We start from the raw sequence: 25,526 nt of genomic DNA, 5'->3' as shown, positions 1-25,526 counted from the left end.
AATCATTAGAGGATTTGTGCAGAACGGAAATTTTCGCAATGGCTATCGAGATACAAATGATAGCTTTACGCTGACAGGCGTTGGGACGATCGAACAAGTAGAAGTTCTCAAAGGACCCGCCTCAGTTCTATTCGGAGCCGTAGAACCGGGTGGAATCGTCAACGTTATCACCAAACAACCTTTGAGTGAACCTTACTACAGTCTCGGATTTGAAGCGGGGAATTTTGGTTATTATCAGCCCAGCATTGATTTCTCAGGACCATTAAATGCCAATAAAACTGTACTCTATCGCTTTATTGCGAGTTATCAAAGTTCGGAGGGGTTTCAAGATTTCGTCAAAACAAATATAACTACGATCGCACCCTCAATCACTCTCAAATTGGGGGATAGAACAGAACTGAATCTATACTATGAATACACTAACTATAATGGATATCCTGGTGAGTCTGGCAGTTGGTTTTTCAGCGATGGTAGCTTCCTGCCTCGGAGTCTCTTTCTCGGCTATCCTGATTCAAACTTAAACTTTATTGATGCCAAGACTCAAAAATTTGGCTACACCCTGAATCAAAAGTTGAGCGACAACTGGCAGATTCGTAACAATTTTTCAGTGGCTACTACTAGAACTAGAGACGCATTGGCTGGAGGATTAGATCTAGTCAATGATAGTTTGCTAGTAGGTATTAACGCTGAAAGACGTGGATACTCAATAGATAATTATTTTGGACAGCTCGACTTAGTTGGAAAGTTTAAGACGGGATCGATTTCGCACCAAATTTTAGTGGGTTTTGATTTTAATCGCAATGTTGAGACTTTTGAGGCTTTGATTTCCGATTCTCCTCTTCCTAATCTAAATATCTTCAACCCAGATTACAATATTTCAATACCCTCATATGTTCCAAATTATAGTTTCGATTCATATACTCAATCTTATGGTGCTTACCTTCAAGATCAAATCAGTATTTTAGACAGTCTGAAGCTATTAATTGGCGGGCGCTTAGATTGGGTTTCCCTGAATGGGACAAATAGCGGAATTGATTCTCCTGAACAGAATGATAGTGCTTTCAGCCCCCGAATTGGGTTAGTATATCAGCCGAGCAAATTAATTTCTCTCTACACCAGCTATAGTCAATCTTTTCTTCCTACCTCTGGATTCAATCCTGATGGTAGAGCGTTTAAGCCGACCAAAGGAACCCAATATGAAGCAGGCAGGCATTAAAGCTGACTTTCTAGACGGAAAGCTTTCAACAACATTGGCAGCCTATCAAATCACCAAGACGAATGTTACGATACAGGATCAAAATAACCGTGATTTCCAGATTCAAGTGGGGGAGCAAAGAAGTCGAGGGATTGAGTTAGATATCGCGGGTGAGATTCTACCAGGGTGGAAGGTGATTGGTTCTTATGCTTATACCGATGCAGAAGTTACCGAGGATATTGCCATTTCTGTAGGTAACAAATTGCTGGGTGTGCCAGAAAATCAAGCTAGCCTCTGGACAACCTATGAAATTCAGAAGGGTGATTTCAAAGGTTTGGGATTTGGTTTAGGGCTTTTTTATGTGGGTGAGCGGGCGGCATTTTCAGACAACTCGGTTGAACTACCCAATTACTTGCGTACCGATGCGGCGATTTACTACCGTAGAGATGGTTTTAACGCTGCGATCAATATTAGTAATCTATTTGATACGGACTATTTCAGAAATAGCTACGGTTACACTTTAGGTCTTGAAAGAGGTGCGCCCTTGACAATCATCGGCTCTATTCGTTGGGAGTTTTAACTTGTTCTCTTGCTGGCTATAAGTTGAACAACCAGCTAAAACACAGTTTTCACCTCTGAACAACCTACAAAATTTCAGATAAGCGATCGCACCCTCAAATTCCATTATTCTTGATGGGCGATCGCTATAAGTAGGTGGGCGTTAAAAAATACAACTATATTAAGAGATATAAATTGCTTAAAAGCTTATATTCAAAGCGTTTCTGGTGCTTTACATAAGTTTACTAGTTTGGTTTAATTGTGCCTACCTACTTCCTTACAAAGTTATCATTGCTATTATTTAAAGGCGGTTATCTGGTGGACAACAGCAACGAGTGGCGATCGCACGTGCTTTAGCCATGCAACCCAAAATTATGCTGTTTGATGAACCCACCTCAGCCTTAGATCCAGAAATGGTACGAGAAGTTTTGGATATAATGCGAAATCTCGCCCGTGATGGGATGACAATGGTAGTCGTCACCCAGGAAGTTGGATTCGCTCGTGAAGTCGCCGACCGAGTTATTTTAATGGATAGCGGTTCCCTTGTCGAGTCAGCTACCCCTAACGCATTTTTCAGCAATCCCAAAGAAGAAAGAACACGCAAATTTTTGTCACAAATTCTCTAGAAAATCTTTGATTAATCTAACCTTTTCCATCCCACAACTTCACACCAGGCTTGAGCAAAAAATCCATCTGGGTGCTGACTCCATTCCCGTAAAGCACTACTCATTGCTGTAAGCGATAGCTCATCAGTCCAACCTTTCTCTACAGCTCGATCTACCTTTGCAGAAGCCTCAATTAGCAGCGCCAAATATTCTGTAGCTTCACTCAGCGGCTCATAACATTGATAAGAAGCCGAAGCTTTGATATTAGTAAACCCACTTTGGCGCAGCAGAGCGCGTAACTCTCTACCCACGTCAGGATTACCAGAATTCTGCTGCTGGAGCCACTTGTAATAAGAAAATGCTTTTTCCAGTTCTGGTGTAGACGGTGCAATCAAAAACCCGCCCCAGTCAGGACTACGAAGCCCAACAATTCCCCCCGGTTTCAAAACTCGCCACAGTTCCCGTAACGCCTGCGCTGGTTCTTGGAGATGCTCAAACAGCGCATGGGAAAAGATTGCATCAAACGAGTTATCTCTTAAGGATAGAGCATATATATTTCCCTCCAGAAAATTAGCATTACTAACACCTTGGGTGAAAGCACTTTCAGCAGCTATCCGAATTTGAGAGGCTTCTCGATCAATACCTGTAAGCGTACCAGGAGCGATCGCTTTTGCTAAACCCAAAGTGATCGTCCCAGGACCGCAGCCACAATCTAGCAATTTCATCCCTGGACGTAAATAAGGCTTGAAAAATGCACCATGAGTATCTAAGCTGCGTTTTGCCATGAAATTCGTCGCATTACTCGAATAGCCTGGAGTATACTTTTCCTGCATCGCTCTAACTTCCTGCGATATTTATATGAGTATCATACGCAGGTAGTTTTCAGATGTCCAATATATATTTAAATAAAATTGAAACTTATAAAATATAAAAAAATGGAATTGCGACATCTGCGCTACTTTATTGCTGTAGCTGAGGAATTGCACTTCAGTAGAGCTGCGGAGCGACTGCACATCGCTCAACCGCCCTTAAGCCAGCAAATTCAGCAACTAGAGGCGCAATTAGGGGTAGAACTGTTTCAGCGTAAAACCAAGCGACAGGTGCAGCTAACCGAAGCTGGGCAAGTTTTTTTGCAAGAAGCTTATCAACTTTTAGCTCAACTGGAAAAAGCAATTGAGCTAACTCAAAAAACGGGAAGAGGTGAAAAGGGACTATTGCGAATTGGGTTTACCAGTTTGGTAACTTATGATTTGCTTCCTGTAATTTTGCGACAGTTCCGAGAACAGTTTCCAGAAGTAGAGTTGGTATTGCAGGAATTAACCACAACTCAGCAGGAGCAAGCGCTACAGGAACGCCGCATCCATGTAGGTTTTGCCCATCCACCCTTAGAAGACAACACACTCAATCAAGAGTGCATTCAGCAAGAAGCTTTAATTGTGGCTATGTTGGAAACTCATTCCTTAGCTGAACAAGAGTGTATCTCAGTGCGATCGCTAGTAAACGAAAACTTTATCATGTTCCCCCGCCATTTGGGGCCCGGGCTTTACGACCAAATCGTGAGTCTTTGTCAGCAAGGAAATTTCAGCCCAAAAGTGACTCAAGAAGCGATTCAGATGCAGACAATTATTGGATTAGTTTCAGCAGGAATGGGAATTGCGATCGCACCGTCTTCATTGCAAAATCTTCAGAGGGTTGGTGTGGTGTATCGCGCTGTAGAGGAGAAAACACCATTAGTAGAAACGGCTGTAGTGTGGCAACAAGAGGATATGACACCTGTACTAAGGGAATTCCTGCAAGTTGTCAGGAGTATGTGTAGTTAATTAATTAGTTGTCTTCACGCCATGTAAAAATTATTTGTTCATCAGCTTGCCTAAATTCAATATTAAATTTATCAAATACAACCTCTCTTCCTAAAAGTAATTGCTCTCCACCTGTATTAGTTTGTAACCATGCCACAGCAGCAATAAAACTGTGTTCATCAATTGTCATTTCAACATTACGTAAAACATACTCAACTCTTCCGCCGATGGTTTCTGCTAATAACGTTGATTCAGCATCAGCCAAAGCGTAGCCTAAATCTTGACCGACTTTGAAGGAAATTAAACTTAATTCAGCACCAGAGTCTACTAACATCGTAGTAGATATTTCTATATTTCTATGCTTTATTTTTACATAATAATTTGGTTGCCAGTCATGCCGAGCGATTGTACGAAAGCGAATTGGTAGAATTTGGATAGAAGCAGTACGACGTGGAACTAAGTAAATTACAAATACCTGTTCTGAAGCTTCTGCTAATTCTATAACTTCACGCAAGTTTTCACTGTGAGCGATTAAACCATTAGCATTGTAAGCAATATATTGATTTTTATATAAATCTAATAACATCTGGCGATTCTGGTTTAACCACTTCAGCATTTGCTGACTTTCATCGGCAGAGGGTGTTTTATTCATAGATTTTGGTGACAATGTCAGCCATTTTCTACTAAATTGCGTTTTACTTATGATTGTATCTGCGATCGCTCTGCATCTTCTGGTTAAAAAGAGCGATCGCTCTCTCATCTGCGGTTCTTTCAATCTTCTGGAGGATGCCAACCCGCAATTACCCAATAACTGCGAACTTCCAGTGCATCTGCATCATCGCTCAAATGTAGAACTGCAACAGTTGCTCTACCAGTCGGCGTTTTCCCAACAATACGTAGACCATCTTCACTCCAGCCAAAATGCTCAAACCAGACTTGAGTACGAGGGTTAAATAGCGTTACCGTTTGGCTCATCTCTGGATCAACCCCTGTAGTTTTATCACTTTTGTAGCGATTACACAGGGGACAAGCTAGCCACAAGTTTGATTCATCATTGCTACCACCTTTAGATATAGGAATAATGTGTTCAATTTCCAAGCGTGCCATCACTAAATGCTGAGGACTCAAACAATAGCCACAGCGGTTTCGAGCATCGGTGCGGACACGACGTTCTATTTCTACAGAAATGTAAAAGCGGGCCATTACTGTTAATTGAGGGCTGGTTTCAAACCGCGTTCAACAGCCACTTTTAAAGCTCTTGCTTTACTTACTAAGCCACGTCGGTAGACCTGCATGAGTTCATCTAGTTGACGAACTTCTGCATCATTAAGTTGTCCCTCTCGGTGACGCGCTTGCAACTCACTGAAAACCTCTTGTTGCTGAGTTTCCATTTGCATATTGCACATAGCCAAAACCTGATCATCCGGTAATGACTCCATAGGTAGTTCGGTAATGGCGCGGTCAATCCATTCTAGTAATACATCTTCAAGTCGCCGATGTGTGAAAGCAGCGATTTCTTTTGCTTTTTGTGCCAGTGTTTCAGGGAGTTGAAGGGTGACAATTTCAGCCATTTTCTACCTGCTTGCCTTTTACTTATGATTGTATCTGCGATCGCTCTGCATCTTCTGGTTAAAAAAGAGCGATCGCTATTACACAAACTACAACTCCAATTGGGAATCCTGAGTAAAGTGCAGGTATTTGCTGTACACAATAGAATCTTAGCGTACTTGGTGGTTCGTTAAAAAGAGCGATCATCTCAATATAGTAGTAGGTTAAGATTAGATCGCTCAGTCTATTATAAATCTTAGTATACTAATTAAACTTGATGATTAGCTGATCCGACTGACTTCAGAATGCCATCTTCTAATTGATGAATTGACATCATAATACCATTGGCAGGGTTATTAAGAAGTGAATCTTTGACTTCATCCAAATAGTCCCAAATTGCTGCTCGTAAAATTGGTCTGTTTACACTTACTGTATGGTTGTAATCCCACAAATCCCAGATAATTATACCTATACCAACAATTGGATCTAAAAGTTCTGCACCGATCTTCCCAGCGATAGCACCACCTGTTTTTGCAGCCATTTTTGCGCCAGCTTTCCCCGCAAATTTAATAGCAACTGTACTTCCAATCTTTACTGCACCAGGAATTGTCGCTTTAAGAAATAAGTAACTACCCCCACCTACTAATGCTTTAAGTGATAGGTTAGAAGTAACCCCTTCATTATCACTGATTGTAATGGCAATATCATTAAGATAACGCTGCCACTCTCCTTGAGGTATATTGTAATTGCTTTGAATACTAGAAATATTTTTTTCTAATTGAGAGACATACTGATTTACCGTATCATTTGTTATTCTCTCAAGTTCAAATTGAGCAATTTTAGGTCTGAGAACACGCTTGGCAAATTCTAGTTGAAAATCCTCAGTCATTTTCTCTGCTACTACTTGATCTGGAGATGGTTTGTCGCTATCTATCCAGTGAGATACAGTAGAAGATAAATATATAAAAGGAGCGCTGAATTCAAGTTTCTTTTGATTGAAGTAATTAAAATACCAATCTAGAAAACTACTATTAACGCGAGTTTTTAATTCATCAACCCAAGCATCTAATTTTGCTGATGCAAACTTTTGAGCGGTAGTATCTGCATTTTTAATGGCAGTTACAATATCCTGATCAACAATGCTCCAGTCTGATTGTTTGTCAATAGCTACTATTGAAGGCTTACTATTAACTGAAGTGACTATATCTTGCTGGGAGGAATGTGCTATGAAGCCTCTGCCCAGAAGTGGGATAATAACAATGAGAATTACAGTAGCCCACAAATAAGGACTCACTGATTTCATAAACTGACCCCAAGCTTTAATTCGCTCAGTCTTCTCCACATACGTAATTTTTTCGTCTGGTATCTGTGGCTTTTGCTCGGTGTCTTGTACTAACTTTATTGGCTCCTGAGCAGATGTAGAGTCTATATTCTGCGGTTGCTCGTGTCCCATAGTTTTCTAATGACTAACTATATAGTTGTATAAGCTGTCGCGCATCTAAATTATACTTTTTGGAGCCTGAAAGCTTTGTTATGAGGTTTTCAGCTTGTTGAAACATTACACGTGTCTCAGCTTATAATAAACTACATAGAAATCTTAGTCATAGTTTTACGGAATAAATTTAATAAACTTTTCGCATATCGAAAGAAAACACTCTCTTGCTCTGCGTTCTCTGCGCCTCTGCGGTTTGTAAAAAAAAGGGCGAACTTTCGGGTTCGCCCATAATATAATCTTATGCTGTTACTGAATCCAAACCCAAATCTAAATCTTCGCTTCTTCTCTGACCAACTTATCCCAACCCAAATCTTTCAAATTATTATTCCGACGCAACGGACGAGTCACTAACTCTAATATGTCACGCGCATTCGTAAAGCCGTGAATTTGAGCAAAAGTGAACTCCACAGACCACTTTGTATTAATACCCCGTGCTTCCAGTGGGTTAGCGTGAGCCATACCAGTAATAACCAAGTCTGGTTTCAACTCATAAATTCGCTGAAGTTGATTGTAATTATCCGGTTTCTCTACAATCCTTGGCAGGGGTGAACCCATTTCCTGACAAGTTTTCTCCAACAGTGCCAACTCAGCAGCTTGATAGCGCTTATCCATGTAGGGAATGCCGATTTCATGAACCGTCATCCCACAACGGATTAAGAATCTTGCTTGGGAGATTTCCAGCAAGTTATCACCCATGAAGAATACAGACTTACCGCGAATCAGTTTCACGTAATCTTCCAAGCCTGCCCAAATTTGTGCTTCCCGTTCATCCAAACCTTTAGGAGTAATACCAAACACCGAGCAGATTTTCTCAATCCAAGCGCGAGTGCCATCCGGGCCAATGGGGAACGGTGCGCCAATGAGTTTACACTTGCGGCGACGCATTAAGGTGGTAGCAGTGCGGCTGAGGAAGGGGTTGACACCAGCGACATAATACCCTTCTTCTAGTATTGGCAATTCAGTGAAGCGCTTCGCAGGTAGCCAGCCGGAAACTTTGATACCTTGCTTCTTCAGTTCCAAGGTTAACTGAGTAACCACGGGGTCGGGAAGGGAGCCAAAGAGAACCAGTGGTGGGTGATCTACGTACTCAGATTCATCTTGGGCGACATCTTCTTTCTTCTTACCAAAGTTGAGTAATTTAGCGATCGCATTGCGTTCACTTTTCTCTGTTTCCGCCACAGGAGCCTTATCAGGACAACGATTAGCCATTGCTGCCAATACGGTGTCTTCCCCTTGGGTGAAGGCGTAATCTAGACCATTTGCCCGCGCTACAACGATGGGAATTCCGATTTCAGATTCCAGCTTCGGTGCCAAACCTTCCAAATCTGTTTTGATAATTTCGGTAGTGCAAGTGCCAATCCAGACAATTACACTAGGATTGCGATCGCGTTTAATCTGCAAGCATAACCGCTTTAACTCTTCATAATCATTCAGCTTTGCCGAAATATCGCCCTCTTCCAACTCTGCCATTGCATAGCGGGGTTCAGCAAAAATCATCACCCCCATCGCATTTTGCAGGAAGTAGCCACAAGTTTTTGTCCCAATCACCAAAAAGAAGCTATCTTCTATTTTTTGGTATAACCACGCCACGCAGCTAATTGGGCAAAAGGTATGGTAATTCCCAGTTTCACATTCAAAGTTTAAAGCTTCTGGTTGTTGAGCGACAGTCATTTTGGTTTTTTCTCCCCTTGATATTTAATGGCAGGTCAACCAATTTTAGATTTTAGATTGACAATTTTGGATTGAAGATTGAGACAACAAAGGTATCCTCTGTCTGATGACAATTTCCCTAATTTCTAATCCAAAACCCCGAATCTAAAACTTAAAATTGTGAAGAACGGCAATAATTAAGCATTGGGGAAGAGACGGGCAATTTCTGATTCATCAAAAACGCCTGCTGGCAGTTCTTCCCCTAAAAAATCGTTATTTTCTTCAGTCTTTTGCAAGGCTGTTTCATCACTCCAGACATCTGACAACACGTCTTTAAACGCATTTTCATCTAGCGGACTATCTTCAAGCGCCTGGTCGTCATCTAGCTTTAGTTCAATTGCAGGTGTTGTATCGAAGCCAATTTCCCCAAATTCATCTGCTTTTAAACTACAGGTTTGGAGAGACTCATCTTTTGAGTCCTGTCCGTTGGATAAGGAAATATCGCCAAAGCCATTTTCGGTTTTCTCCAACTCGCTGATCCCCAGGCTTTGCTCATTGGAATCCAGGGTTACCAACTCTTGAACTACCGCCACCGACTCAAAGCCGTTTGTATGAGAATGTGTCAATGTTTCATCTTCGGGCTTTTTCTCAATGACAACTGCTGCTTCTTCTACGTATTTTTCCGGTTCTGGGTTAATGAGGAAGCGGTTACCAAGAGCAAAATCTGGGTCAAAATGCAAATCCAGCACCTCAATTAGGGTATCGGCGTCAGGATTAAGTTTGGCAAAGGGCAACATTAACTGCGCTAGCTTTGGCTCTAAGGCGTTAAGAACTCCCAGGATGAGGTAAGAAGGTGGTCGCTTCCCGCCATCAGGGGTGTACACTGATTCCACTTCCATGTGCAGGGTAATCCAGTCCCGATTATTCTGGAAAAATTGCAACCACTTTTGCTTTATTGAATCTGTAAAGCTGTGAAAGAAAGCCATATTATTGTCCCCCATCCTAAGAACTTGGTGATTTATACAATCATCAAGTCTAGTTCCTCTTCTGAATTAGGAACCTGGGGTTTACCCGGATTTAGATAAAAATCAGACAACAAAGAGAACAACTCACGATCTGGTGTGTCGTTAGGTACAACACCTTCGGGACGCGCCAAAATTTGGTCAGCGATGTTGAGATAGTAATCGCAAACGTAGTCTAGGGAAGGGTCTTGCTCTGCCATCTCAAACAAAGTCTTACCCTTCACACGGGAAACACGGATATCTTCAATCAAAGGTAAAACTTCCAGAACTGGCATTGGCACCGCTTCTATATATTTTTCAATCAAGTCGCGCTTGGAGGTGCGATTGCCAATCAACCCAGCTAGACGCAGTGGGTGAGTTCGTGCTTTTTCGCGGACTGAAGCAGCAATCCGATTAGCAGCAAACAAAGCATCAAAGCCGTTGTCTGTAACAATCAGGCAGTAATCTGCATAGTTGAGTGGTGCTGCAAAACCACCGCAAACTACGTCACCCAGAACGTCAAAGAGAATTACATCGTACTCATCAAAGGCATTGAGTTCCTTAAGTAATTTTACGGTTTCGCCAACTACGTAGCCACCGCATCCAGCACCTGCAGGTGGTCCACCAGCTTCTACGCAATCAACACCACCGTAGCCTTTATAAATAACATCTTCCGGCCAGACATCTTCGTAGTGATAGTCCTTTTCTTGGAGGGTGTCGATAATTGTGGGAATCAAAAACCCAGTCAGGGTAAAGGTACTGTCATGTTTGGGGTCGCAGCCAATTTGCAGCACTTTCTTGCCACGTTTAGCTAGGGCGACTGATATGTTACAGCTAGTTGTGGATTTACCGATACCACCTTTTCCGTAGACTGCTAGTTTCACTGTTGTTTGCCTCTTATAGCTTTTTGTCAAACTTGTGGCTCAAACATTTGCCTTCACCTGTCCTGAGATGGCGATGCCTGACGTCTGTGAATGTCATTATTGTGCAAATTACATAGAAAAGAAAGTGGCTCTTAATTTGTAAAACGGTCTTTTTTAATGAATTAGAGCTTAATTATGCTTATTTGGATTTTTATGAACGTCAAAGCCTAAAATAGCTCTAAAAACCACTAATAAAAAATTTTTATTATTTATTTTTATAAAAAAAGTTACAAAATAAAAAAAAATGAAATTGGCTTTTTTGAATGCTTTTCATAGAATTAGCTGATGGTATTACAAGGTGTTTTCAGGGCATTAGGGCGCAGCATTAAGGGTAAACAGAGGTATATGCAGACCAATGCTGGAAATACTACTGCAATTTGCGTTAGCGTAGCTCACCGTTCGCGTAGCGTTCCGCAGGAAAGGTATCGCAGATAATTTGGCAGTTTTCAGTCGGTAGCCAAGACCCTTTAATTGCTGCTTGAGAGTAAGTTAGTCTGATTTTGTAAAAAATTATTAAATTGCCAAATATTGTCTAAGATTATTAAAATCTTTCAGATGTGCTGATTAAAACCTTATTTACCAGTCATACTTAGAAATGCATGTTATTGATCTGCTGCCGCCAGTGAAGGAGGTGGCAGCCTACTAATGGGCATTCCCAGTCTCTGACTGGGAACGAGGCAAATTAGGACACCTCAGTTTCAAGTTCTTGAATTTCCTGTAATGTTTGCCAGCCGGCTTGCCACTGAGAGTTATCTTGTAATAATTTGGCATTTATCCAGAAACGGACTTTAGGATCACAAGCAGCAACCATTTCGGCGTAAACCCACTTAGCCTGATTTTTCCGGTTGACAACTTGGAAGTGCCGCCAACCGTCTACTTTTTGCTGTGCTGTCCACTTAGAACCAACTAGGTAAGGAAATTTCAGTTTTTTAGTCATTTGTTTTTTAGTCATTTGTCATTTGTCATGGGGCATTGTTATTCTTCTCCTGATTCCCCACTCCTACGGCTAAGATGTCACTAAATCGCCGTTACGGGTAAACTTCTGACAATGCAACTCACTATCTTGCTGGACACATAGCGAAAACCATCTAATATGACTCCAGCAAGTGTTGATGTTGTTGGTAATTTTGCGCTTTTTTTTGGAAAGGCGTTGTCTTACGAGTTCATTAGGGCAAAGAATTTCTAACGTGCCCATACCATCTTCATAATTGACGATGCGAAATAGACAGTCTTGCAACATAGCACGGCTACTGCTGTCGAAGAACTGCTTAAATCGCTGTAGCTTTTCCCCTTTAGTCATTTGGCTGATGGGTTTCATTTTCAAGAAATCTTCATCCTCAAAGTCAAAGTCATCATCTTCAAAGTCGTAGGGATCAATCATTTTCAGCATCCACTAGGCGACCTGGGATCATGGTAACTCTGTGTGGGGTTAGAAGAACTTCAATACGTCATGCTTGGTGTACGCTGGTTGAGGCTAAATTAAGAGCAGCAACAGCCTGAACAGCCATATTAATACAGCAAGAGAGTTCATGAATCGGTATTACACTGCGATCGCACAACGAGCCAACGATCATTGTGACTACTGCCAAGCCCCTGAACTAATCTTTAACGATAATTAATGAGTTAGGCGACAAAGATTGTTTGGAGTAAGTTGGAGATTTAGCAAAAGTTTAGCTTAGGCTGTAGTGGATATAACAAGAGGGCATTCTGGGCGGCTAGGAGATGTCATAATCAAATTATCAGGTGCTTTAATATCTACTGGTAGTCCTAATTATATCGCGTATATCAGCTAACAAAAGGTGTAAAGATAAATGGATATTGAAGTACAAGATAGTGATGTAATTGAAAAAGATGAAGATACTGCTGAAGAAGATAGAAGTGATAATGGAGGGTTGTATCCTTATGACCCAACTACAGCAGATATTGACATTAGAGAAGACCCTCAAACAGTTTTCGAGTTGATGAGAAAATATGATAATAAAAAACTGCTTATTGATCCTGATTTTCAACGTAATCTAGTTTGGACACCAGAAAAGAAAAGTAAATTTGTCGAATCAGTAATACTTAACTTTCCATTACCTCCTTTGTATGTTAATCAAACTGTAGAAGGTAAGTATATTATTGTAGACGGGTTACAAAGAACATCCACATTACACCAATTTGTGAATGATGAGTTTAACTTAACAGGCTTAGAAGCTTTAACAGATTTAAATGGATATAATTTTTCAGAACTTCAAGAGTTGCCAGATGACTATCAAACAAAAATAGAAGATAAAAAACTTTATATATACATTATTAAACCTTCTGTGCCAGCCAAAGTTGTTTACGATATTTTTAATAGAATTAATACGGGTGGAACAAATCTTGAGCGTCAAGAAGTCCGAAATTGTATTTTTTCGGGTAAATCTACTAAGCTCCTCAAAGAGTTATCAGAAAAAGACTATTTTAAAAGAGCTATTGATTATGGAATATCCCCTAGAAGAATGAAAGACAGGGAGGTTATCTTGCGCTACTTAGCATTTAAAATCTTTGATTATGAAACACAATATCAAGGAGAATTGAGTGATTTTGTGGAAAATGCAATGAAAAAACTTAATTTGATGTCAGATGAAAAAATAGATTTATTGAAAAATGATTTTAAAAGAGTTATGAATTTAAGTTTAGAGTTTTTCGGCAAAAAAACTTTCGTTTACCTGCACCAAAAAAAAGAGGAAGAATAAATATTGCTATTTTTGAATCTCTCTCTTATTTTTTCTCAATTAATAATGATGATTTTTTTCAAGAAAATAAAAAAAATATCCAAGATAACTTTGATAAATTACTACAAAATCCAGAATATATTGATGCTATAAGATATGCTACGAGTAGTAAAGCTAAGGTAATTACTAGATTTAAAATTGCACAAGAAGTTTTAGGAAGTGTATAATGATAACACAAATAAAATTAGAAAATTTTAAAGTTTTTAAAGAAAGAATATCTTTTCTATTAGGTCAAATAACTCTGTTAACAGGGATAAATGGATGTTGTAAGTCTACGCTTCTTCAGTCTTTGCTATTAATGAGGCAATCTATTGAGCATAATGATAGTGCGTCTCAAATGGTATTAAATGGTAGTTGTGTCAACTTAGGTAGCTTTACAGATATAAAAAACAGTAGTATTTCCAGAAATGAGTCAATCAAATTTATATACCATTATGAAGATAAACATATTCTGAATCCTAATCAAGAAGATAATCTCAAGCTTCACGGCTACGCAGAATATGATTTTGAGGAAAATTTTGAAGATGATATGGTAGCTCAGATAGGCAATATTACTTTTTCTGATCAAGGTATCATAAATTTTAATGGAAAAAAATCTGATTATGGATTTGAAGGAGTATACAAAAAGATTAAAGATTCAAATATTTTGAATATAAATAGATTTGATTATAATGAAGGAAACCAATGTGAATTGCCAGGGCTAGTACCGGAACGAACAGGCTCTTGTCGTCTTCTTAATTTATTACCTTTCTATGGTGAGGGAGATGATTTTAAAACCCCAGAAAAATACAGCCTTAGATTGGATGTATATTCGTTGCATAAATCTCTGTACTTTTACAAGATACATTACATTTCAGCAGACCGTTTAGGGCCACAAGAATCTTATCCTAAAGCTACTTTGAACAAATTTACAAATGTAGGAGCAAAAGGAGAATTTACAGTTAACTTACTCTATAAAAAGAGAGATGATTTAATCAATGAAAAGTTTCTAGGTCAAGATGCCAAGACTTTATATACTCAAACAGAAGAATGGCTTAACGAAATCTTTAATGGAGCAAAAGTCGAAATTCCTAGTTCTGATAGTCATATACTCGAACTTTTATTTAATACAAATAACTCAAAAGACCGTTTTAAACCAGCTAATGTTGGATTTGGATATCATTGCATTTTGCCTATTGTTGTTTCAGGATTGATTGCAAAAGAAGGAGAAGTGTTAATAGTAGAAAATCCTGAAGCGCATCTGCATCCAAGAGCGCAATCTCGATTAGCCCAATTTTTAGCCAGAGTGAGCAGTTGCGGCGTACAAGTTTTTATTGAATCACACAGCGACCATATCTTGAATGCCTTGGGATAGCTGTTCTTGATAAAATTATCACTCCAAAAGATTTAAGTATATTATATTTTCAGCGAAATCCAGAACAGCCAGTAGTGCAAATTACTGTCCAGCCGGATGGAGGAATTGAAGAATGGCCAGAAGGATTTTTTGACCAAATGGATAAAGATTTCTCTAGGCTTTTTGGAATGTAATTAATGGAAATATTTATTAACGAAGTATCCCTAGAAGGACAGTTTCTAACTGAGGCAGAATTCCGGGATGCTATAAAAATTTTTAACTCTATTTTTGAATTAATCAATCAAAAAATTAAAGATAGAGAACTTTATAAAGAAGATAACAATATATATGCTAAGTATGAAGCAATCAAAGGAGATAGTTTCAATGCTAGTCTTAATCAACTGAAAGATAAATCCTTGAAAACTGCTTTTATTAATATCGTTTTCAATAAGTCAAATCCTAAACAATGGCGTACAGAGCAGTTGCATTATTCAGAAGATTTATTTGATTGCTTAACTATTAACAATGATTATAAAAATATTGGTGATACTTCTTTGGCAGAAGTGGCTGAACGAAAAAGCCAAAACAGTAATAGAGAATATCTGTTAGTTAATTTTATTAATTCTAGTTTTCAAATCACTCATCCACTTATTATTAACTGTTGTTTAATTACAGTGATTAAACATAATGTGGAAGACAATCAAATATGTATAGATGGTGTTGATAGTAAACAAGCACTGGAATATTGGTTAGAAAATAAATTAAATCTAAGCTCACTAGAATATTCTCTAGATGCTAGTGAACCTCCAAGAGATGAAGAAACACTTTTACGAGATACAACAATATTTAAAAAAACATCATTTAGGTATGGTGGAAGATTTATTTACTGTGAATTGACTACATCACAGTATTGGTATGTAGACAGTTTGCATGATGGTAAAGCTGCTCATCTAGAAGTTTTTGATAAAAGAGGATTTCATCTTGGAGAAGCTGACTTGCAAGGTAATATTGATACTGCTAAAAAAGATAAAGACAAAACTATTGATTTATCTTGATAAATGCTTGCTTCTCAGCTATTCACTTTAATATCACTGCATAGCTTCCTTTACTCGCAACTGGACTGCAAAACCACGGTGATAACGTTGCACCCCCTCCACCACCGGATAAACCTGGTTCCACTGCCAAACTCAAAATTGCTGACTTGAAATCTCCTCTCGCATCAAGAGGCGCTATCAGCGAAACCGATGCACCTTGCTTAAACGCTTTCTTCACCTGTTCTTGCCAGTCGGGTTCATCCAGCCAAACTGTAAGATTGCCCATTTGCAAAACATCCAGCAAAATTTCTCTATCAGAGAATGTTTAAAAGAGTATTTTGCTCTCATAGTTGGCACAGGAAAGCATTTCAGTACATGGCTAAAAGCTTGAGAATCGCAAATGGAAAATCGGAACTAGGGGAAAATACCACTCTTACAAGATGTGAACACCGATCTAGGCGATCGCTCAGCTGTTCATACAATATCTATAAATGAGAACAGAAATTTTCTTTACTTGGTGTTCTAGTGGTAGCCTGTCTTGAAAAGTGACGCTCCTGCGGACGCTCGTTCCGACGCTCCTACGTCGCTAACGCTGCGCTATCGCTACCGCTTCGCTAACGCTAACGCTGCGCTAACAGATGCCTGCGGTAGGCTGCGCTAACGGCAGGAACCGCCGCTCAGACTTTTCGCTGCGACAAGCCACTGCGCCTCTACCTTCCTGAAAAAGCCTATGCAACCTACTAATCCTAACCAATTTACAGAAAAAGCCTGGGAAGCGATCACCCATACTCCGGATATTGTTAAACAATATCAACAACAGCAGATAGAAAGTGAACACCTGATGAAAGCGCTGCTAGAACAAGATGGTCTAGCAACTGGGATTCTCACCAAAGCGGGTGTTAACCTCCAAAAACTGCGCGATCGCACTGAACAATTTTTCCAACGTCAGCCGAAAGTATCCGGTAGCAGTAGTTCTGTCTACTTGGGACGCAGCTTGGATATACTGTTAGATCGGGCAGACGGATATCGCAAAGAGTTTCAAGACGAATATATTTCAATTGAACACTTATTGCTGGCTTATGCTAAAGATGACCGCTTTGGCAAAGGTTTATTTCAAGAGTTTGGTTTAGACGAAGGCAAACTCAAAAATATTATTAAACAAATTCGTGGGAGTCAAAAAGTGACCGACCAAAATCCAGAAGGCAAATACGAAGCACTGGAAAAATACGGGCGTGACCTTACAGAAGCCGCGCGTAAAGGTCAACTCGATCCAGTGATTGGGCGAGATGATGAGATTCGCCGCACTGTGCAAATTCTATCTCGCCGTACCAAAAATAACCCTGTGCTAATTGGTGAACCGGGTGTTGGTAAAACTGCGATCGCTGAAGGATTAGCACAGCGCATTATCGCAGGTGATGTACCCCAATCCCTTAAAGACTGCAAGCTAATCGCTTTAGATATGGGTGCTTTGATTGCAGGGGCAAAATTCCGCGGTGAATTTGAAGAACGCTTGAAAGCAGTATTAAAGGAAGTTACTGAATCTAGCGGCAAAATTGTTTTATTTATTGATGAAATTCACACCGTTGTCGGCGCTGGTGCAACCCAAGGGGCGATGGATGCTAGTAACTTGTTAAAACCAATGTTGGCGCGGGGCGAATTGCGCTGTATTGGGGCGACAACTCTGGATGAATACCGCAAACATATCGAAAAAGATGCTGCACTTGAAAGACGCTTCCAACAAGTTTATGTTGATCAGCCTAGTGTAGAAGATAGTATTTCGATTTTGCGCGGGTTGAGAGAACGTTATGAAAACCACCACGGGGTGAAGATTTCTGATAGTGCTTTAGTTGCAGCAGCCGTATTGTCGAGTCGATATATTAGCGATCGCTTCTTACCAGATAAAGCAATTGACTTGGTAGACGAAGCCGCCGCTAGACTGAAAATGGAGATTACCTCCAAACCAGAAGAACTCGACGAAATTGACCGCAAGATTCTGCAATTGGAAATGGAGAAGCTTTCACTGCAAAAAGAAAGCGATGCAGCTTCTCGTGAACGTCTAGGAAGACTGGAAAAAGAAATTGCCGATCTCAAAGAAGAACAAAGAACCCTGAATAGTCAATGGCAGTCAGAAAAAGATATCATTGACAAAATTCAGTCCGTTAAAAAAGAAATTGAACAGGTCAACTTAGAGATTCAGCAAGCAGAACGTGACTACGACCTTAACCGCGCTGCGGAGTTGAAATACGGCACTTTAACCAGTTTGCATCGCCAATTAGAAGCAGTAGAAACTGAATTGGCAAACACTCAAAGAAGTGGTAAATCACTATTACGGGAAGAAGTCACCGAAGGTGATATTGCCGAAATTATTTCTAAATGGACAGGAATTCCCATCAGCAAGTTGGTGGAATCTGAGAAAGAAAAACTGCTGCATTTAGAAGATGAACTACACCGCCGCGTGGTTGGACAAGAAGAAGCAGTCACAGCGGTAGCAGATGCAATTCAGCGATCGCGGGCTGGACTGGCTGATCCGAATCGTCCCATCGCTAGCTTTATTTTCCTTGGGCCTACGGGTGTGGGTAAAACTGAGTTGGCAAAAGCGCTGGCGGCGTATATGTTCGATAGCGAAGATGCGCTGGTGCGAATCGATATGTCTGAGTATATGGAGAAACACGCCGTTTCAAGGCTTATCGGTGCGCCTCCAGGATATGTAGGTTACGAAGAAGGCGGACAACTTACAGAAGCGATTCGGCGGCGTCCTTACTCAGTGATTCTCTTCGACGAAATCGAGAAAGCACACCCCGATGTCTTCAATATCTTCTTGCAAATTCTCGATGATGGTCGCGTCACTGATGCCCAAGGTCATAAAGTAGACTTTAAGAACGCTATTATCATCATGACCAGCAACATTGGTTCCCAGTACATTCTTGATGTTGCCGGAGATAACGCCCACTACGACGAAATGCGCCGTCGAGTCATGGAGGCGATGCGGAATAGCTTCCGTCCAGAGTTCCTGAACCGGATTGACGAAATCATCATCTTCCACGGTTTAGATAAGAAGGAATTGCGGCAAATTGTGCTGTTGCAAGTGGAAAGATTGCGGCAAAGACTGAGCGATCGCAAAATATCCCTGAAGCTTTCGGATGCTGCACTTGACTTTTTAGCAGAAGTAGGCTACGACCCTGTATATGGGGCGCGTCCACTGAAGCGGGCGATTCAGCGGGAGTTAGAAACTCAAATTGCCAAAGCCATCTTGCGCGGCGAATTCAACGACGGCAACACTATTTTTGTAGATGTGCAAAATGAGCGTCTTTCTTTTAGTCGCCTACCTGTTGAGGTATTTACTAGCTAATTCAGTAAGTAATAACCTCCCGCAAAGACGCAAAGTTAAATAAATGCGTCTTTGCGTTTTTTTGTGACATTGCTTTTACTAATTCTTACAAAGCACTTGTCGCATTTTACGCATATTTGCAGGCAACTCTAAGTTCATTGCTTGTTGAATAAAAATTGATGGAATCGGTATAAGAGGTGTAGCTTGCACAGTATAAGCAAGTATTGTACCGTTACCGCAATCTTTTAGTTCTAAATTGGCGTGAAAGTCCTCAAAAGTCCCTTTTTCCATGCGAAATTGGATTTGCTGTCCCAGCACTTCCATAACGTTGAGGTAAATTTCAACTTGAGCGGTGAAAAAGAAAAAGGCTTTTTGTGCTGCTTGATACAGATGCTTCACTTCACCTCTGTACATGACTTCGCTTTTAGTGATATCGGGAAAATATTGCACCCACCGGGGATAATCAGTTAATTGCTGCCAAACTTGCGATCGCACCATCGGCAAATACATCCAGGCTGTCACAGCGCCACCCCACATCTTGTGCGATCGCGTTTCTACCAAAATTTCACCCTGTACCAGTAACCTTTGCTTGTCTTGACTCCAAGCCATATCTGAACCTGCAATAATTGAGTCTGATATATAAGAAGATGCAGACATAATGATTTTAGTTACTCCTCAACTCATCCACCTAACGGAGTTGAAACTACAAGCTATAAAACTTGATTTAGATCCAACCCACTAAATTTTAGTTCCAGTTTAATGCCTATATTTTCCATAAATAGTGAATTTTCAGTAATTATTTCAGTCACTTTACTGTAAAAACTGTAGTTCTTATCACAATTAACACAATTAATACTTAAGTTAATTTTCTCAGAGCAATATTTGTAGATGAAAAACTCCGTTGTTAACAGCTAGAATGGCACAAATACAACTTAATATCAAGCAGCTTACCCCAGCGTTTGGATAGTATCTCTCTATTTTTACGTGTTATTTCTGATGAAACTGCAAATTCATCGTAAATTCATATCTTCTTGTCAATATCAAGTGTAATCTCTGTTGAGTTGAGAGGAAAACTAGGTGAGTCAATCTTCTTTAAATCGTAGATTAATCCAGATTTTTGGTATCCTTCTTGGCATTAGTGTAGCTGTCTGGGTACTAAGAGGCTTTGGTATTCTCACTTTTATTCCAGGTGGAATTATTTGGCTACTACTACTAGGGGCGATCGCGATCGCGATTATCAGTTACGCCCAAAGGAGATGGTGGCGTATTTAATCTGATTTCTTTTGAGGATAGCTGGGATAATCTCGGAAATTTTCCCCAAGGGTACACGTTTTTATTTGATGATTTTCATGCCCTAGTACCGCAAGGCGGAAATCAAAAATCAAAAGGAGCCAGTGCGCCCTTGCGGCTCTGCCGACTTGTTCGCTCTTAGCGTTCCCGCTTTCTTAGCAACTGGCTCTCAAAAGTCAAAAGTATTACGGAATGGGCTTTTTAGGGTTTTTAAATGGTTGCTCTATTTCCGCCGTGGCGTACTAGTCTCCTCTTAAGAATTGTAGCGTGCCTATTTTGACACACTGCCAAAAGGATTTAATAGGGAAGCAAGGCCAACAATTTACTAGAGGAAAGGAACATGGCAAAGTATATATGTACTCTTTGCGCCTATGAATATGACCCAGAACAAGGCGATCCAGATAGCGACATAGCACCGGGAACAGCTTTTGAAAATATACCAGATGATTGGTCATGTCCAGTTTGTGGTGCCACAAAAGACCAATTTGAACTAGTTGAAGAGTGAAGATAACGGCTAGCCTAGTAAGGTACGTGATATTGAGAAATTTTAGAACTTGCTACCGTTACGAATCGTAGTTATTGGGGGTGGGGCAGCGGGATTTTTTGGCGCGATCGCTTGTGCTAAAGCCAATCCTGATGCCCAAGTTACTTTACTCGAAGCCAGTCGCCAACCTCTAGCGAAAGTGCTAATTTCTGGTGGCGGCCGCTGCAACGTCACTCACGCTTGCTTTGACCCTGAGGAGTTAGTCCAAAATTACCCCAGAGGGGCAAAAGCTTTGCGAGGTGCTTTGACTCGTTTTGGGCCTCAAGATACAGTAGCTTGGTTTGCTGCTGGTGGAGTCTATCTCAAAACTGAAGCTGATGGCCGGATGTTTCCTGTCACCAATACTTCAGAAACGATTGTGGAATGTCTGATTAAAGGGATGGCAACATCTGGAGTAAAACTCCGTATCGGTACACCTGTAACTTCGGTGACCGCAGCAGATGGGGGGTTTGATATTTTTCTGAAGTCGGGAGATGCGATTAAATGCGATCGCCTACTTCTTGCAACCGGCAGTAGCCCTGTGGGTTATAAAATTGTCCAGGAGTTAGGTCATCAAATTGAACCGCCAGTACCCTCGTTATTTACCTTCAAGATTGTCGATCAAAAGTTGAGGGAGTTAGCTGGAGTTAGCGTTAACCCTGCCCAATTGCGGTTATCTGTGGGCGGAAAATCCCAATTACAACAAACTGGGCCATTACTAATTACCCACTGGGGTTTGAGTGGCCCCGCAATTCTGAAGCTTTCTGCTTGGGGTGCAAGAGTTCTGCACGAAAGCCGCTATCAAGCCAGATTATTGATTAATTGGCTGCCCCATTTGCCCCAAGAACAAGTGCGACAAAAAATTTTAGCAGTTAAGGATGAATGGGGAAAGAAAGCGATCGCATTGCATCGCGGCGTTGATCTACCCCATCGTCTCTGGCAATATATCATCGCCCGTGCAGGGATTACCACAGAAGACCGTTGGGCAGAAATATCTAGTAAAACCTTAAATCAACTGGTGCAAGAACTTACTCAGGGACAATACTTAACTAACGGTAAAGGAGCCTTCAAAGAAGAATTTGTTACCTGTGGCGGTGTCCACCTCAAAGAAGTCAACTTCAAGACGATGGAAAGTAGGTTAGTTCCTGGTCTTTATTTTGCCGGAGAAATCTTAGATATTGATGGCGTCACCGGTGGGTTTAACTTCCAAAGTGCTTGGACAACCGGGTATTTAGCAGGGGTAGCAATGGCGACTAGCGACTAGTACAAAGCGGCAAAAATAAAGCTACCATCCTTTGTAGATCAATTTTGAACACACCCAACAATGAAATTCAGCGAAATCCTCAGCCAATTTGGTGACGCAGCCACCAATCATAACTTAACTAGCAACCCAGACCATGACCCAGAAATTACAGGGGTAGCAGCCATTGATGAAGCTAGTAATGGTACTCTCAGCTACGTAGAAGGTGCAAAATTTGGGTCTTTTATCGGCAAGACTAATGCTAGTGCTTTAATTTTGCCCCAAGACGAAAAATTACAGGCGGTTGCACAGGAGAACGGTATTGCCTGGTTAGCGACCCCAGATCCGCGATTATTATTTGCCAAAGCGATCGCACTTTTTTACCAACCATATCGCCCCATCCCAGAAATTCATCCCACCGCTGTGATTCACTCCACCGCAAAAGTTGGTAGCGATGTTTATATTGGCCCCCATGCTGTGATTCAACAAGGGGTAGAAATTGGCAATGGCGCAATCATTCATCCGAATGTGGTGATTTATCCAGATGTTAAAATAGGCGATCGCACCACCTTACACGCCAATTGCACCATCCACGAACGCACCCACATCGGTGCAGATTGCGTCATTCACAGTGGTGCTGTCATCGGTGCAGAAGGCTTCGGTTTTGTTCCTACCCGGACTGGTTGGTTCAAAATGGAACAATCCGGCTATACAGTTTTAGAAGATGGCGTGGAAGTTGGCTGCAACAGTGGCATTGACCGCCCATCTGTTGGAGAAACACGGGTAGGTCGCAATACAGTAATTGATAGTTTAGTGCAAATAGGTCACGGTTGCAAAATTGGTTCTGGCTGTGCGATCGCAGGTCAGGTTGGCATGGCGGGAGGTGTTCAACTGGGAAATCGCGTTATTTTAGCTGGACAAACAGGAATAGTTAATCAAGTGAAGATGGGAGATGGGGCAATGACATCTGCTCAAACTGGAATTCACAACGATGTTGCACCAGGAGAAATTGTCTGCGGAACTCCAGCCCTTCCTTACAAACTATATCTCAAGGTATCTGCTGTTTATGGTCGCCTGCCAGAGATGTATCAATCGCTAAAACAATTGCAACGTAAATTTAAAAATAGCAATGATTAATAGGAGCTAGAAGTTAAAAGATAAAAGTAAAAAGAGAAGAAAGACTTAATAAGTTCTATTTTGCCTTTTTACTTTTGCCTTCTCACACTTGATTTGATAGAAGGATGAAATTAAAAGTGTGTAGGCGTAGCCCATCGGAAACATTGCCTACACATCAACTTAGATAATTGCCTACATTCTCATATTAATTTAGCAAAATCAGTAATCTTTGCCTTGAACTCAACTACTGAATAGTAGCAACAAGCTATAGGAATCCGATTTGATTTTTGAACAAAATAAACAAAAACAGCAACATTCAAGCTTAGAACTCGGAAGTTGAGCCTCTGAACTCGAAAGTTGAGCCTCTGAACTCGAAAGTTGAGCCTTTGAACTCGGAAGTTGAGCCTTTGAACTCGAAAGTTGAGCCTTTGAACTCGGAAGTTGAGCCTTTGAACTCGGAAGTTGAGCCTTTGAACTCGGAAGTTGAGCCTTTGAACTCGGAAGTTGAGCCTCTGAACTCGGAAGTTGAGCATCTGAACTCGGAAGTTGAGCATCTGAACTCGGAATGTCCGGTTCAGAAGTTAAAATCCTAATTTTTCCAACACTGGCTTTGTGGAAACAACGTGGCGTTCTAAACCCAGTTCTTTTGGACTAACCCCAAGTGCTAAAGCAATCAACTGGGGTAAATGCAGCACTGGTAAACCTAACTTTTGCTCAATAACCTTTTCTACCTCTGGCTGACGCGAATCTAAATTTAAGTGGCACAGTGGACAAGGCGTAACTATACAGTCAGCACCAGAAGTCAAAGCGTCTTGAATATGCATCCCCGCCATCTTGAAAGATTGGGTAGTGGCATAGCTAGCCAGAGGCCAACCACAACATTGCGTCCGGCCTCGGTAATAAATTGGTGTTGCACCCACCGCCCGAAACATATTTTCCATTGCTTCCGGTTGGAAAGGGTCGTCATAGGGCATAGATTTTTGGGCGCGGAGGAGATAGCAGCCATAAAAAGCCGCACATTTTAATCCAGTTAACTTGCGGGTGACACGTTTGGTAATTTCCTCTAAACCGTAATCTGTTACCAAGGCGTAAAGGAGATGTTTAACCTCGGTACTGCCGCGATAAGGTGAACAGCCTTCTTTGTGCAGCAAGCCATTAACCTGTCCAATGTAAGCAGGGTCAGAAGTCTTGCATTCTTTCAGATGTTCGTTGACGTGACCAATAACACCTTGACAAGTACTGCAATGGGTAAGTAAGGGCAGATTTAATTCTTCTGCTAGGGCAATATTTCTGGCGTTGACTGTATCTTCTAGCAGTTGGGAATCTTCTTTAAATGTGCCAGAACCGCAGCAAGCAGCTTTTTTAAGTTCAACTAGTTCAATTCCCAGGGCTTGGGTAAGCGCTTGAGTTGACTGGTAAAGTTCCCGACAGGCCCCTTGGGCAACACAACCGGGGAAGTAAGCGTATTTCAGGGTGTGAGATAGCATAGAGTAAAACTAAATAGCCAAATATTTGCTCAAACTTGCTCAAATCTCAGCAGTTTAAGTAAGTAACAATTCTATAACTTGTATTCTGTCAGTTGTATCTGTATGATCAAATTAATACCGAAAACCAAGGGCTTTTAAAATCTGGTTTGTAAACCACAGCTGATTCAAAACTAGCAAGCCTGTAAAAAGGTCTTTTGGGGAGTCCAGGGTTGGTTAAATTTCCTGAAAACAATAGCTAAAAGCTTCAAAAAAAATTGCTCAAAGCCAAAAAATCGGTTGGGCTACACCCTAATTTATGTTCGTGACAATACCCGCTGGGCTTGGTTGAAGCAAGAAGCAGACCCTCTAAAGTTTTCTTTAGTTGAATAACTCGCCTTGAACAAGTCTAGTCAAGTTTTGTATAGCAGGTATTATTTGGGTTAGAACGATCGCTCTAAACAATAACTGTAACTGTTTTATCATCCCTTGTTAGCACCGAAGTTCTGATGTTTGACGTTCAGCGACCCTTTAAGCGTCTAGGTTAAAAGCCGCAGGCTCGACATATCCTTATTGCTAGCAAGGCTGTAAATACTGATCGAGACATTGTAAAAAAATTTAGCAATAATTGATAAGCAAAGCATTTACACGGTATCGGCGATGGTG

General features: G+C 40.9%; 25 protein-coding genes and 1 pseudogene. 13 read left to right on the top strand and 13 right to left on the bottom strand.

Features of this window, described 5'->3' with window-relative positions:
• Positions 1-16 precede the first annotated feature (16 nt).
• The 3 genes and pseudogenes from V7K40_RS17760 to V7K40_RS17750 all read left to right on the top strand — a co-directional run.
• Complete coding sequence (locus V7K40_RS17760) at positions 17-1,216, top strand: TonB-dependent receptor (protein ID WP_334961874.1); 1,200 nt, start codon at positions 17-19, stop codon at positions 1,214-1,216.
• Complete coding sequence (locus V7K40_RS17755) at positions 1,197-1,775, top strand: TonB-dependent receptor (RefSeq protein WP_334961872.1); 579 nt, start codon at positions 1,197-1,199, stop codon at positions 1,773-1,775. Before V7K40_RS17760 ends, V7K40_RS17755 begins: the two co-directional genes overlap by 20 nt.
• Before the next feature lie 286 nt (positions 1,776-2,061).
• Positions 2,062-2,379, top strand: a pseudogene (locus V7K40_RS17750) (ATP-binding cassette domain-containing protein); the annotation flags it as partial.
• An 11-nt stretch (positions 2,380-2,390) separates the two neighbouring features.
• Here V7K40_RS17750 and V7K40_RS17745 read toward each other — a convergent pair.
• On the bottom strand, positions 2,391-3,191 hold the full coding sequence (locus V7K40_RS17745; protein WP_334961870.1) for a methyltransferase domain-containing protein: 801 nt from the start codon (positions 3,189-3,191) through the stop codon (positions 2,391-2,393).
• 102 nt (positions 3,192-3,293) lie between these two features.
• Here V7K40_RS17745 and V7K40_RS17740 point away from each other — a divergent pair, with 102 nt between their 5' ends.
• Complete coding sequence (locus V7K40_RS17740; protein WP_334961868.1) at positions 3,294-4,178, top strand: LysR family transcriptional regulator; 885 nt, start codon at positions 3,294-3,296, stop codon at positions 4,176-4,178.
• A gap of 4 nt (positions 4,179-4,182) precedes the next feature.
• Here the strand turns inward: V7K40_RS17740 and V7K40_RS17735 are convergent, their stop codons facing one another.
• The 9 genes from V7K40_RS17735 to V7K40_RS17695 all read right to left on the bottom strand — a co-directional run bounded on the left by V7K40_RS17735 (position 4,183) and on the right by V7K40_RS17695 (position 12,155).
• Complete coding sequence (locus tag V7K40_RS17735) at positions 4,183-4,809, bottom strand: retropepsin-like domain-containing protein (protein WP_334961866.1); 627 nt, start codon at positions 4,807-4,809, stop codon at positions 4,183-4,185.
• Positions 4,810-4,928: 119 nt separating this feature from the next.
• Entirely contained in the window at positions 4,929-5,360 is a 432-nt protein-coding gene (locus tag V7K40_RS17730; protein WP_334961864.1) for an HNH endonuclease signature motif containing protein, read from the bottom strand.
• A gap of 5 nt (positions 5,361-5,365) precedes the next feature.
• The gene (locus V7K40_RS17725; RefSeq protein WP_334961862.1) at positions 5,366-5,728 is read right to left on the bottom strand and encodes a hypothetical protein; all 363 of its coding nucleotides are present in this window, start codon (positions 5,726-5,728) and stop codon (positions 5,366-5,368) included.
• Positions 5,729-5,973: 245 nt separating this feature from the next.
• The gene (locus V7K40_RS17720) at positions 5,974-7,158 is read right to left on the bottom strand and encodes a hypothetical protein (protein WP_334961860.1); all 1,185 of its coding nucleotides are present in this window, start codon (positions 7,156-7,158) and stop codon (positions 5,974-5,976) included.
• A 309-nt stretch (positions 7,159-7,467) separates the two neighbouring features.
• Positions 7,468-8,871 (bottom strand): ferredoxin:protochlorophyllide reductase (ATP-dependent) subunit N, encoded by a 1,404-nt coding sequence (locus V7K40_RS17715; RefSeq protein WP_334961858.1) that lies wholly within the window; start codon positions 8,869-8,871, stop codon positions 7,468-7,470.
• Between the two features lie 176 nt (positions 8,872-9,047).
• Positions 9,048-9,836, bottom strand: a complete 789-nt coding sequence (locus tag V7K40_RS17710; protein WP_334961933.1) for a DUF5331 domain-containing protein — start codon at positions 9,834-9,836, stop codon at positions 9,048-9,050.
• A 32-nt stretch (positions 9,837-9,868) separates the two neighbouring features.
• Positions 9,869-10,735, bottom strand: coding sequence for a ferredoxin:protochlorophyllide reductase (ATP-dependent) iron-sulfur ATP-binding protein (gene bchL / locus V7K40_RS17705; RefSeq protein WP_012410753.1), 867 nt, complete (start codon positions 10,733-10,735; stop codon positions 9,869-9,871).
• Between the two features lie 721 nt (positions 10,736-11,456).
• Positions 11,457-11,711 (bottom strand): TIGR02450 family Trp-rich protein, encoded by a 255-nt coding sequence (locus V7K40_RS17700; protein ID WP_334961931.1) that lies wholly within the window; start codon positions 11,709-11,711, stop codon positions 11,457-11,459.
• A gap of 69 nt (positions 11,712-11,780) precedes the next feature.
• Positions 11,781-12,155 (bottom strand): hypothetical protein, encoded by a 375-nt coding sequence (locus V7K40_RS17695; RefSeq protein ID WP_334961856.1) that lies wholly within the window; start codon positions 12,153-12,155, stop codon positions 11,781-11,783.
• Positions 12,156-12,585: 430 nt separating this feature from the next.
• Here V7K40_RS17695 and V7K40_RS17690 point away from each other — a divergent pair, with 430 nt between their 5' ends.
• From V7K40_RS17690 to V7K40_RS17680, 3 genes are all read left to right on the top strand, one after another.
• Complete coding sequence (locus tag V7K40_RS17690) at positions 12,586-13,494, top strand: DUF262 domain-containing protein (protein ID WP_334961854.1); 909 nt, start codon at positions 12,586-12,588, stop codon at positions 13,492-13,494.
• Between the two features lie 205 nt (positions 13,495-13,699).
• A complete protein-coding gene (locus tag V7K40_RS17685) occupies positions 13,700-14,887 on the top strand; it encodes an AAA family ATPase (protein ID WP_334961852.1) in 1,188 nt (395 codons plus the stop codon).
• A 176-nt stretch (positions 14,888-15,063) separates the two neighbouring features.
• Entirely contained in the window at positions 15,064-15,921 is an 858-nt protein-coding gene (locus V7K40_RS17680) for a hypothetical protein (RefSeq protein ID WP_334961850.1), read from the top strand.
• Between the two features lie 22 nt (positions 15,922-15,943).
• Here V7K40_RS17680 and V7K40_RS17675 read toward each other — a convergent pair whose 3' ends face one another.
• Complete coding sequence (locus V7K40_RS17675; RefSeq protein WP_334961848.1) at positions 15,944-16,186, bottom strand: hypothetical protein; 243 nt, start codon at positions 16,184-16,186, stop codon at positions 15,944-15,946.
• Positions 16,187-16,630: 444 nt separating this feature from the next.
• On the opposite strand from V7K40_RS17675, the gene clpB reads away from it, so the two are divergent.
• Positions 16,631-19,249 carry an ATP-dependent chaperone ClpB gene (gene clpB, locus V7K40_RS17670; protein ID WP_334961846.1) on the top strand — a complete coding sequence of 873 codons (2,619 nt, stop codon included), beginning with the start codon at positions 16,631-16,633 and terminating at the stop codon, positions 19,247-19,249.
• A gap of 78 nt (positions 19,250-19,327) precedes the next feature.
• On the opposite strand, the gene V7K40_RS17665 is transcribed toward clpB, so the two are convergent.
• Positions 19,328-19,885 (bottom strand): SRPBCC family protein, encoded by a 558-nt coding sequence (locus V7K40_RS17665; RefSeq protein WP_334961844.1) that lies wholly within the window; start codon positions 19,883-19,885, stop codon positions 19,328-19,330.
• A gap of 420 nt (positions 19,886-20,305) precedes the next feature.
• Between V7K40_RS17665 and V7K40_RS17660 the strand changes: the two genes are divergently transcribed.
• The 5 genes from V7K40_RS17660 (at position 20,306) to V7K40_RS17640 (ending at position 23,990) form a co-directional block, all read left to right on the top strand.
• Positions 20,306-20,500, top strand: coding sequence for a hypothetical protein (locus V7K40_RS17660; protein ID WP_273768556.1), 195 nt, complete (start codon positions 20,306-20,308; stop codon positions 20,498-20,500).
• Between the two features lie 358 nt (positions 20,501-20,858).
• Positions 20,859-21,023 carry a rubredoxin gene (locus tag V7K40_RS17655; RefSeq protein WP_273768557.1) on the top strand — a complete coding sequence of 55 codons (165 nt, stop codon included), beginning with the start codon at positions 20,859-20,861 and terminating at the stop codon, positions 21,021-21,023.
• Positions 21,024-21,072: 49 nt separating this feature from the next.
• Positions 21,073-22,305 (top strand): NAD(P)/FAD-dependent oxidoreductase, encoded by a 1,233-nt coding sequence (locus tag V7K40_RS17650; RefSeq protein ID WP_334961841.1) that lies wholly within the window; start codon positions 21,073-21,075, stop codon positions 22,303-22,305.
• A gap of 60 nt (positions 22,306-22,365) precedes the next feature.
• Positions 22,366-23,418 (top strand): UDP-3-O-(3-hydroxymyristoyl)glucosamine N-acyltransferase, encoded by a 1,053-nt coding sequence (gene lpxD / locus V7K40_RS17645; RefSeq protein ID WP_334961839.1) that lies wholly within the window; start codon positions 22,366-22,368, stop codon positions 23,416-23,418.
• Between the two features lie 365 nt (positions 23,419-23,783).
• Positions 23,784-23,990, top strand: coding sequence for a hypothetical protein (locus tag V7K40_RS17640; protein ID WP_334961837.1), 207 nt, complete (start codon positions 23,784-23,786; stop codon positions 23,988-23,990).
• On the opposite strand, the gene V7K40_RS17635 is transcribed toward V7K40_RS17640, so the two are convergent.
• Positions 23,979-24,884 carry a CoB--CoM heterodisulfide reductase iron-sulfur subunit B family protein gene (locus V7K40_RS17635; protein ID WP_334961835.1) on the bottom strand — a complete coding sequence of 302 codons (906 nt, stop codon included), beginning with the start codon at positions 24,882-24,884 and terminating at the stop codon, positions 23,979-23,981. The two genes, V7K40_RS17640 and V7K40_RS17635, sit on opposite strands and share 12 nt — an antisense overlap.
• Positions 24,885-25,526 lie beyond the last annotated feature (642 nt).

Source organism: Nostoc sp. (assembly GCF_036917195.1).
In the GTDB taxonomy this organism is placed as follows: Bacteria; Cyanobacteriota; Cyanobacteriia; order Cyanobacteriales; family Nostocaceae; genus Nostoc.
Note: the sequence above shows the minus strand (reverse complement) of the source record. Positions and strands in the feature narration are given on the sequence as shown.

What these genes read in the sequence shown, in the direction of transcription:
- clpB (WP_334961846.1), top strand. Translation starts at nt 16,631, where the DNA reads ATGCAACCTACTAATCCTAACCAATTTACAGAAAAAGCCTGGGAAGCG.
- V7K40_RS17695 (WP_334961856.1), bottom strand. Translation starts at nt 12,155, where the DNA reads ATGATTGATCCCTACGACTTTGAAGATGATGACTTTGACTTTGAGGAT.
- V7K40_RS17685 (WP_334961852.1), top strand. Translation starts at nt 13,700, where the DNA reads ATGATAACACAAATAAAATTAGAAAATTTTAAAGTTTTTAAAGAAAGA.
- V7K40_RS17715 (WP_334961858.1), bottom strand. Translation starts at nt 8,871, where the DNA reads ATGACTGTCGCTCAACAACCAGAAGCTTTAAACTTTGAATGTGAAACT.
- V7K40_RS17690 (WP_334961854.1), top strand. Translation starts at nt 12,586, where the DNA reads ATGGATATTGAAGTACAAGATAGTGATGTAATTGAAAAAGATGAAGAT.
- V7K40_RS17655 (WP_273768557.1), top strand. Translation starts at nt 20,859, where the DNA reads ATGGCAAAGTATATATGTACTCTTTGCGCCTATGAATATGACCCAGAA.
- V7K40_RS17745 (WP_334961870.1), bottom strand. Translation starts at nt 3,191, where the DNA reads ATGCAGGAAAAGTATACTCCAGGCTATTCGAGTAATGCGACGAATTTC.
- V7K40_RS17720 (WP_334961860.1), bottom strand. Translation starts at nt 7,158, where the DNA reads ATGGGACACGAGCAACCGCAGAATATAGACTCTACATCTGCTCAGGAG.
- V7K40_RS17700 (WP_334961931.1), bottom strand. Translation starts at nt 11,711, where the DNA reads ATGACTAAAAAACTGAAATTTCCTTACCTAGTTGGTTCTAAGTGGACA.
- V7K40_RS17680 (WP_334961850.1), top strand. Translation starts at nt 15,064, where the DNA reads ATGGAAATATTTATTAACGAAGTATCCCTAGAAGGACAGTTTCTAACT.
- V7K40_RS17735 (WP_334961866.1), bottom strand. Translation starts at nt 4,809, where the DNA reads ATGAATAAAACACCCTCTGCCGATGAAAGTCAGCAAATGCTGAAGTGG.
- lpxD (WP_334961839.1), top strand. Translation starts at nt 22,366, where the DNA reads ATGAAATTCAGCGAAATCCTCAGCCAATTTGGTGACGCAGCCACCAAT.
- V7K40_RS17665 (WP_334961844.1), bottom strand. Translation starts at nt 19,885, where the DNA reads ATGTCTGCATCTTCTTATATATCAGACTCAATTATTGCAGGTTCAGAT.
- V7K40_RS17755 (WP_334961872.1), top strand. Translation starts at nt 1,197, where the DNA reads ATGAAGCAGGCAGGCATTAAAGCTGACTTTCTAGACGGAAAGCTTTCA.
- V7K40_RS17635 (WP_334961835.1), bottom strand. Translation starts at nt 24,884, where the DNA reads ATGCTATCTCACACCCTGAAATACGCTTACTTCCCCGGTTGTGTTGCC.
- V7K40_RS17725 (WP_334961862.1), bottom strand. Translation starts at nt 5,728, where the DNA reads ATGGCTGAAATTGTCACCCTTCAACTCCCTGAAACACTGGCACAAAAA.
- V7K40_RS17710 (WP_334961933.1), bottom strand. Translation starts at nt 9,836, where the DNA reads ATGGCTTTCTTTCACAGCTTTACAGATTCAATAAAGCAAAAGTGGTTG.
- V7K40_RS17740 (WP_334961868.1), top strand. Translation starts at nt 3,294, where the DNA reads ATGGAATTGCGACATCTGCGCTACTTTATTGCTGTAGCTGAGGAATTG.
- V7K40_RS17730 (WP_334961864.1), bottom strand. Translation starts at nt 5,360, where the DNA reads ATGGCCCGCTTTTACATTTCTGTAGAAATAGAACGTCGTGTCCGCACC.
- V7K40_RS17675 (WP_334961848.1), bottom strand. Translation starts at nt 16,186, where the DNA reads ATGGGCAATCTTACAGTTTGGCTGGATGAACCCGACTGGCAAGAACAG.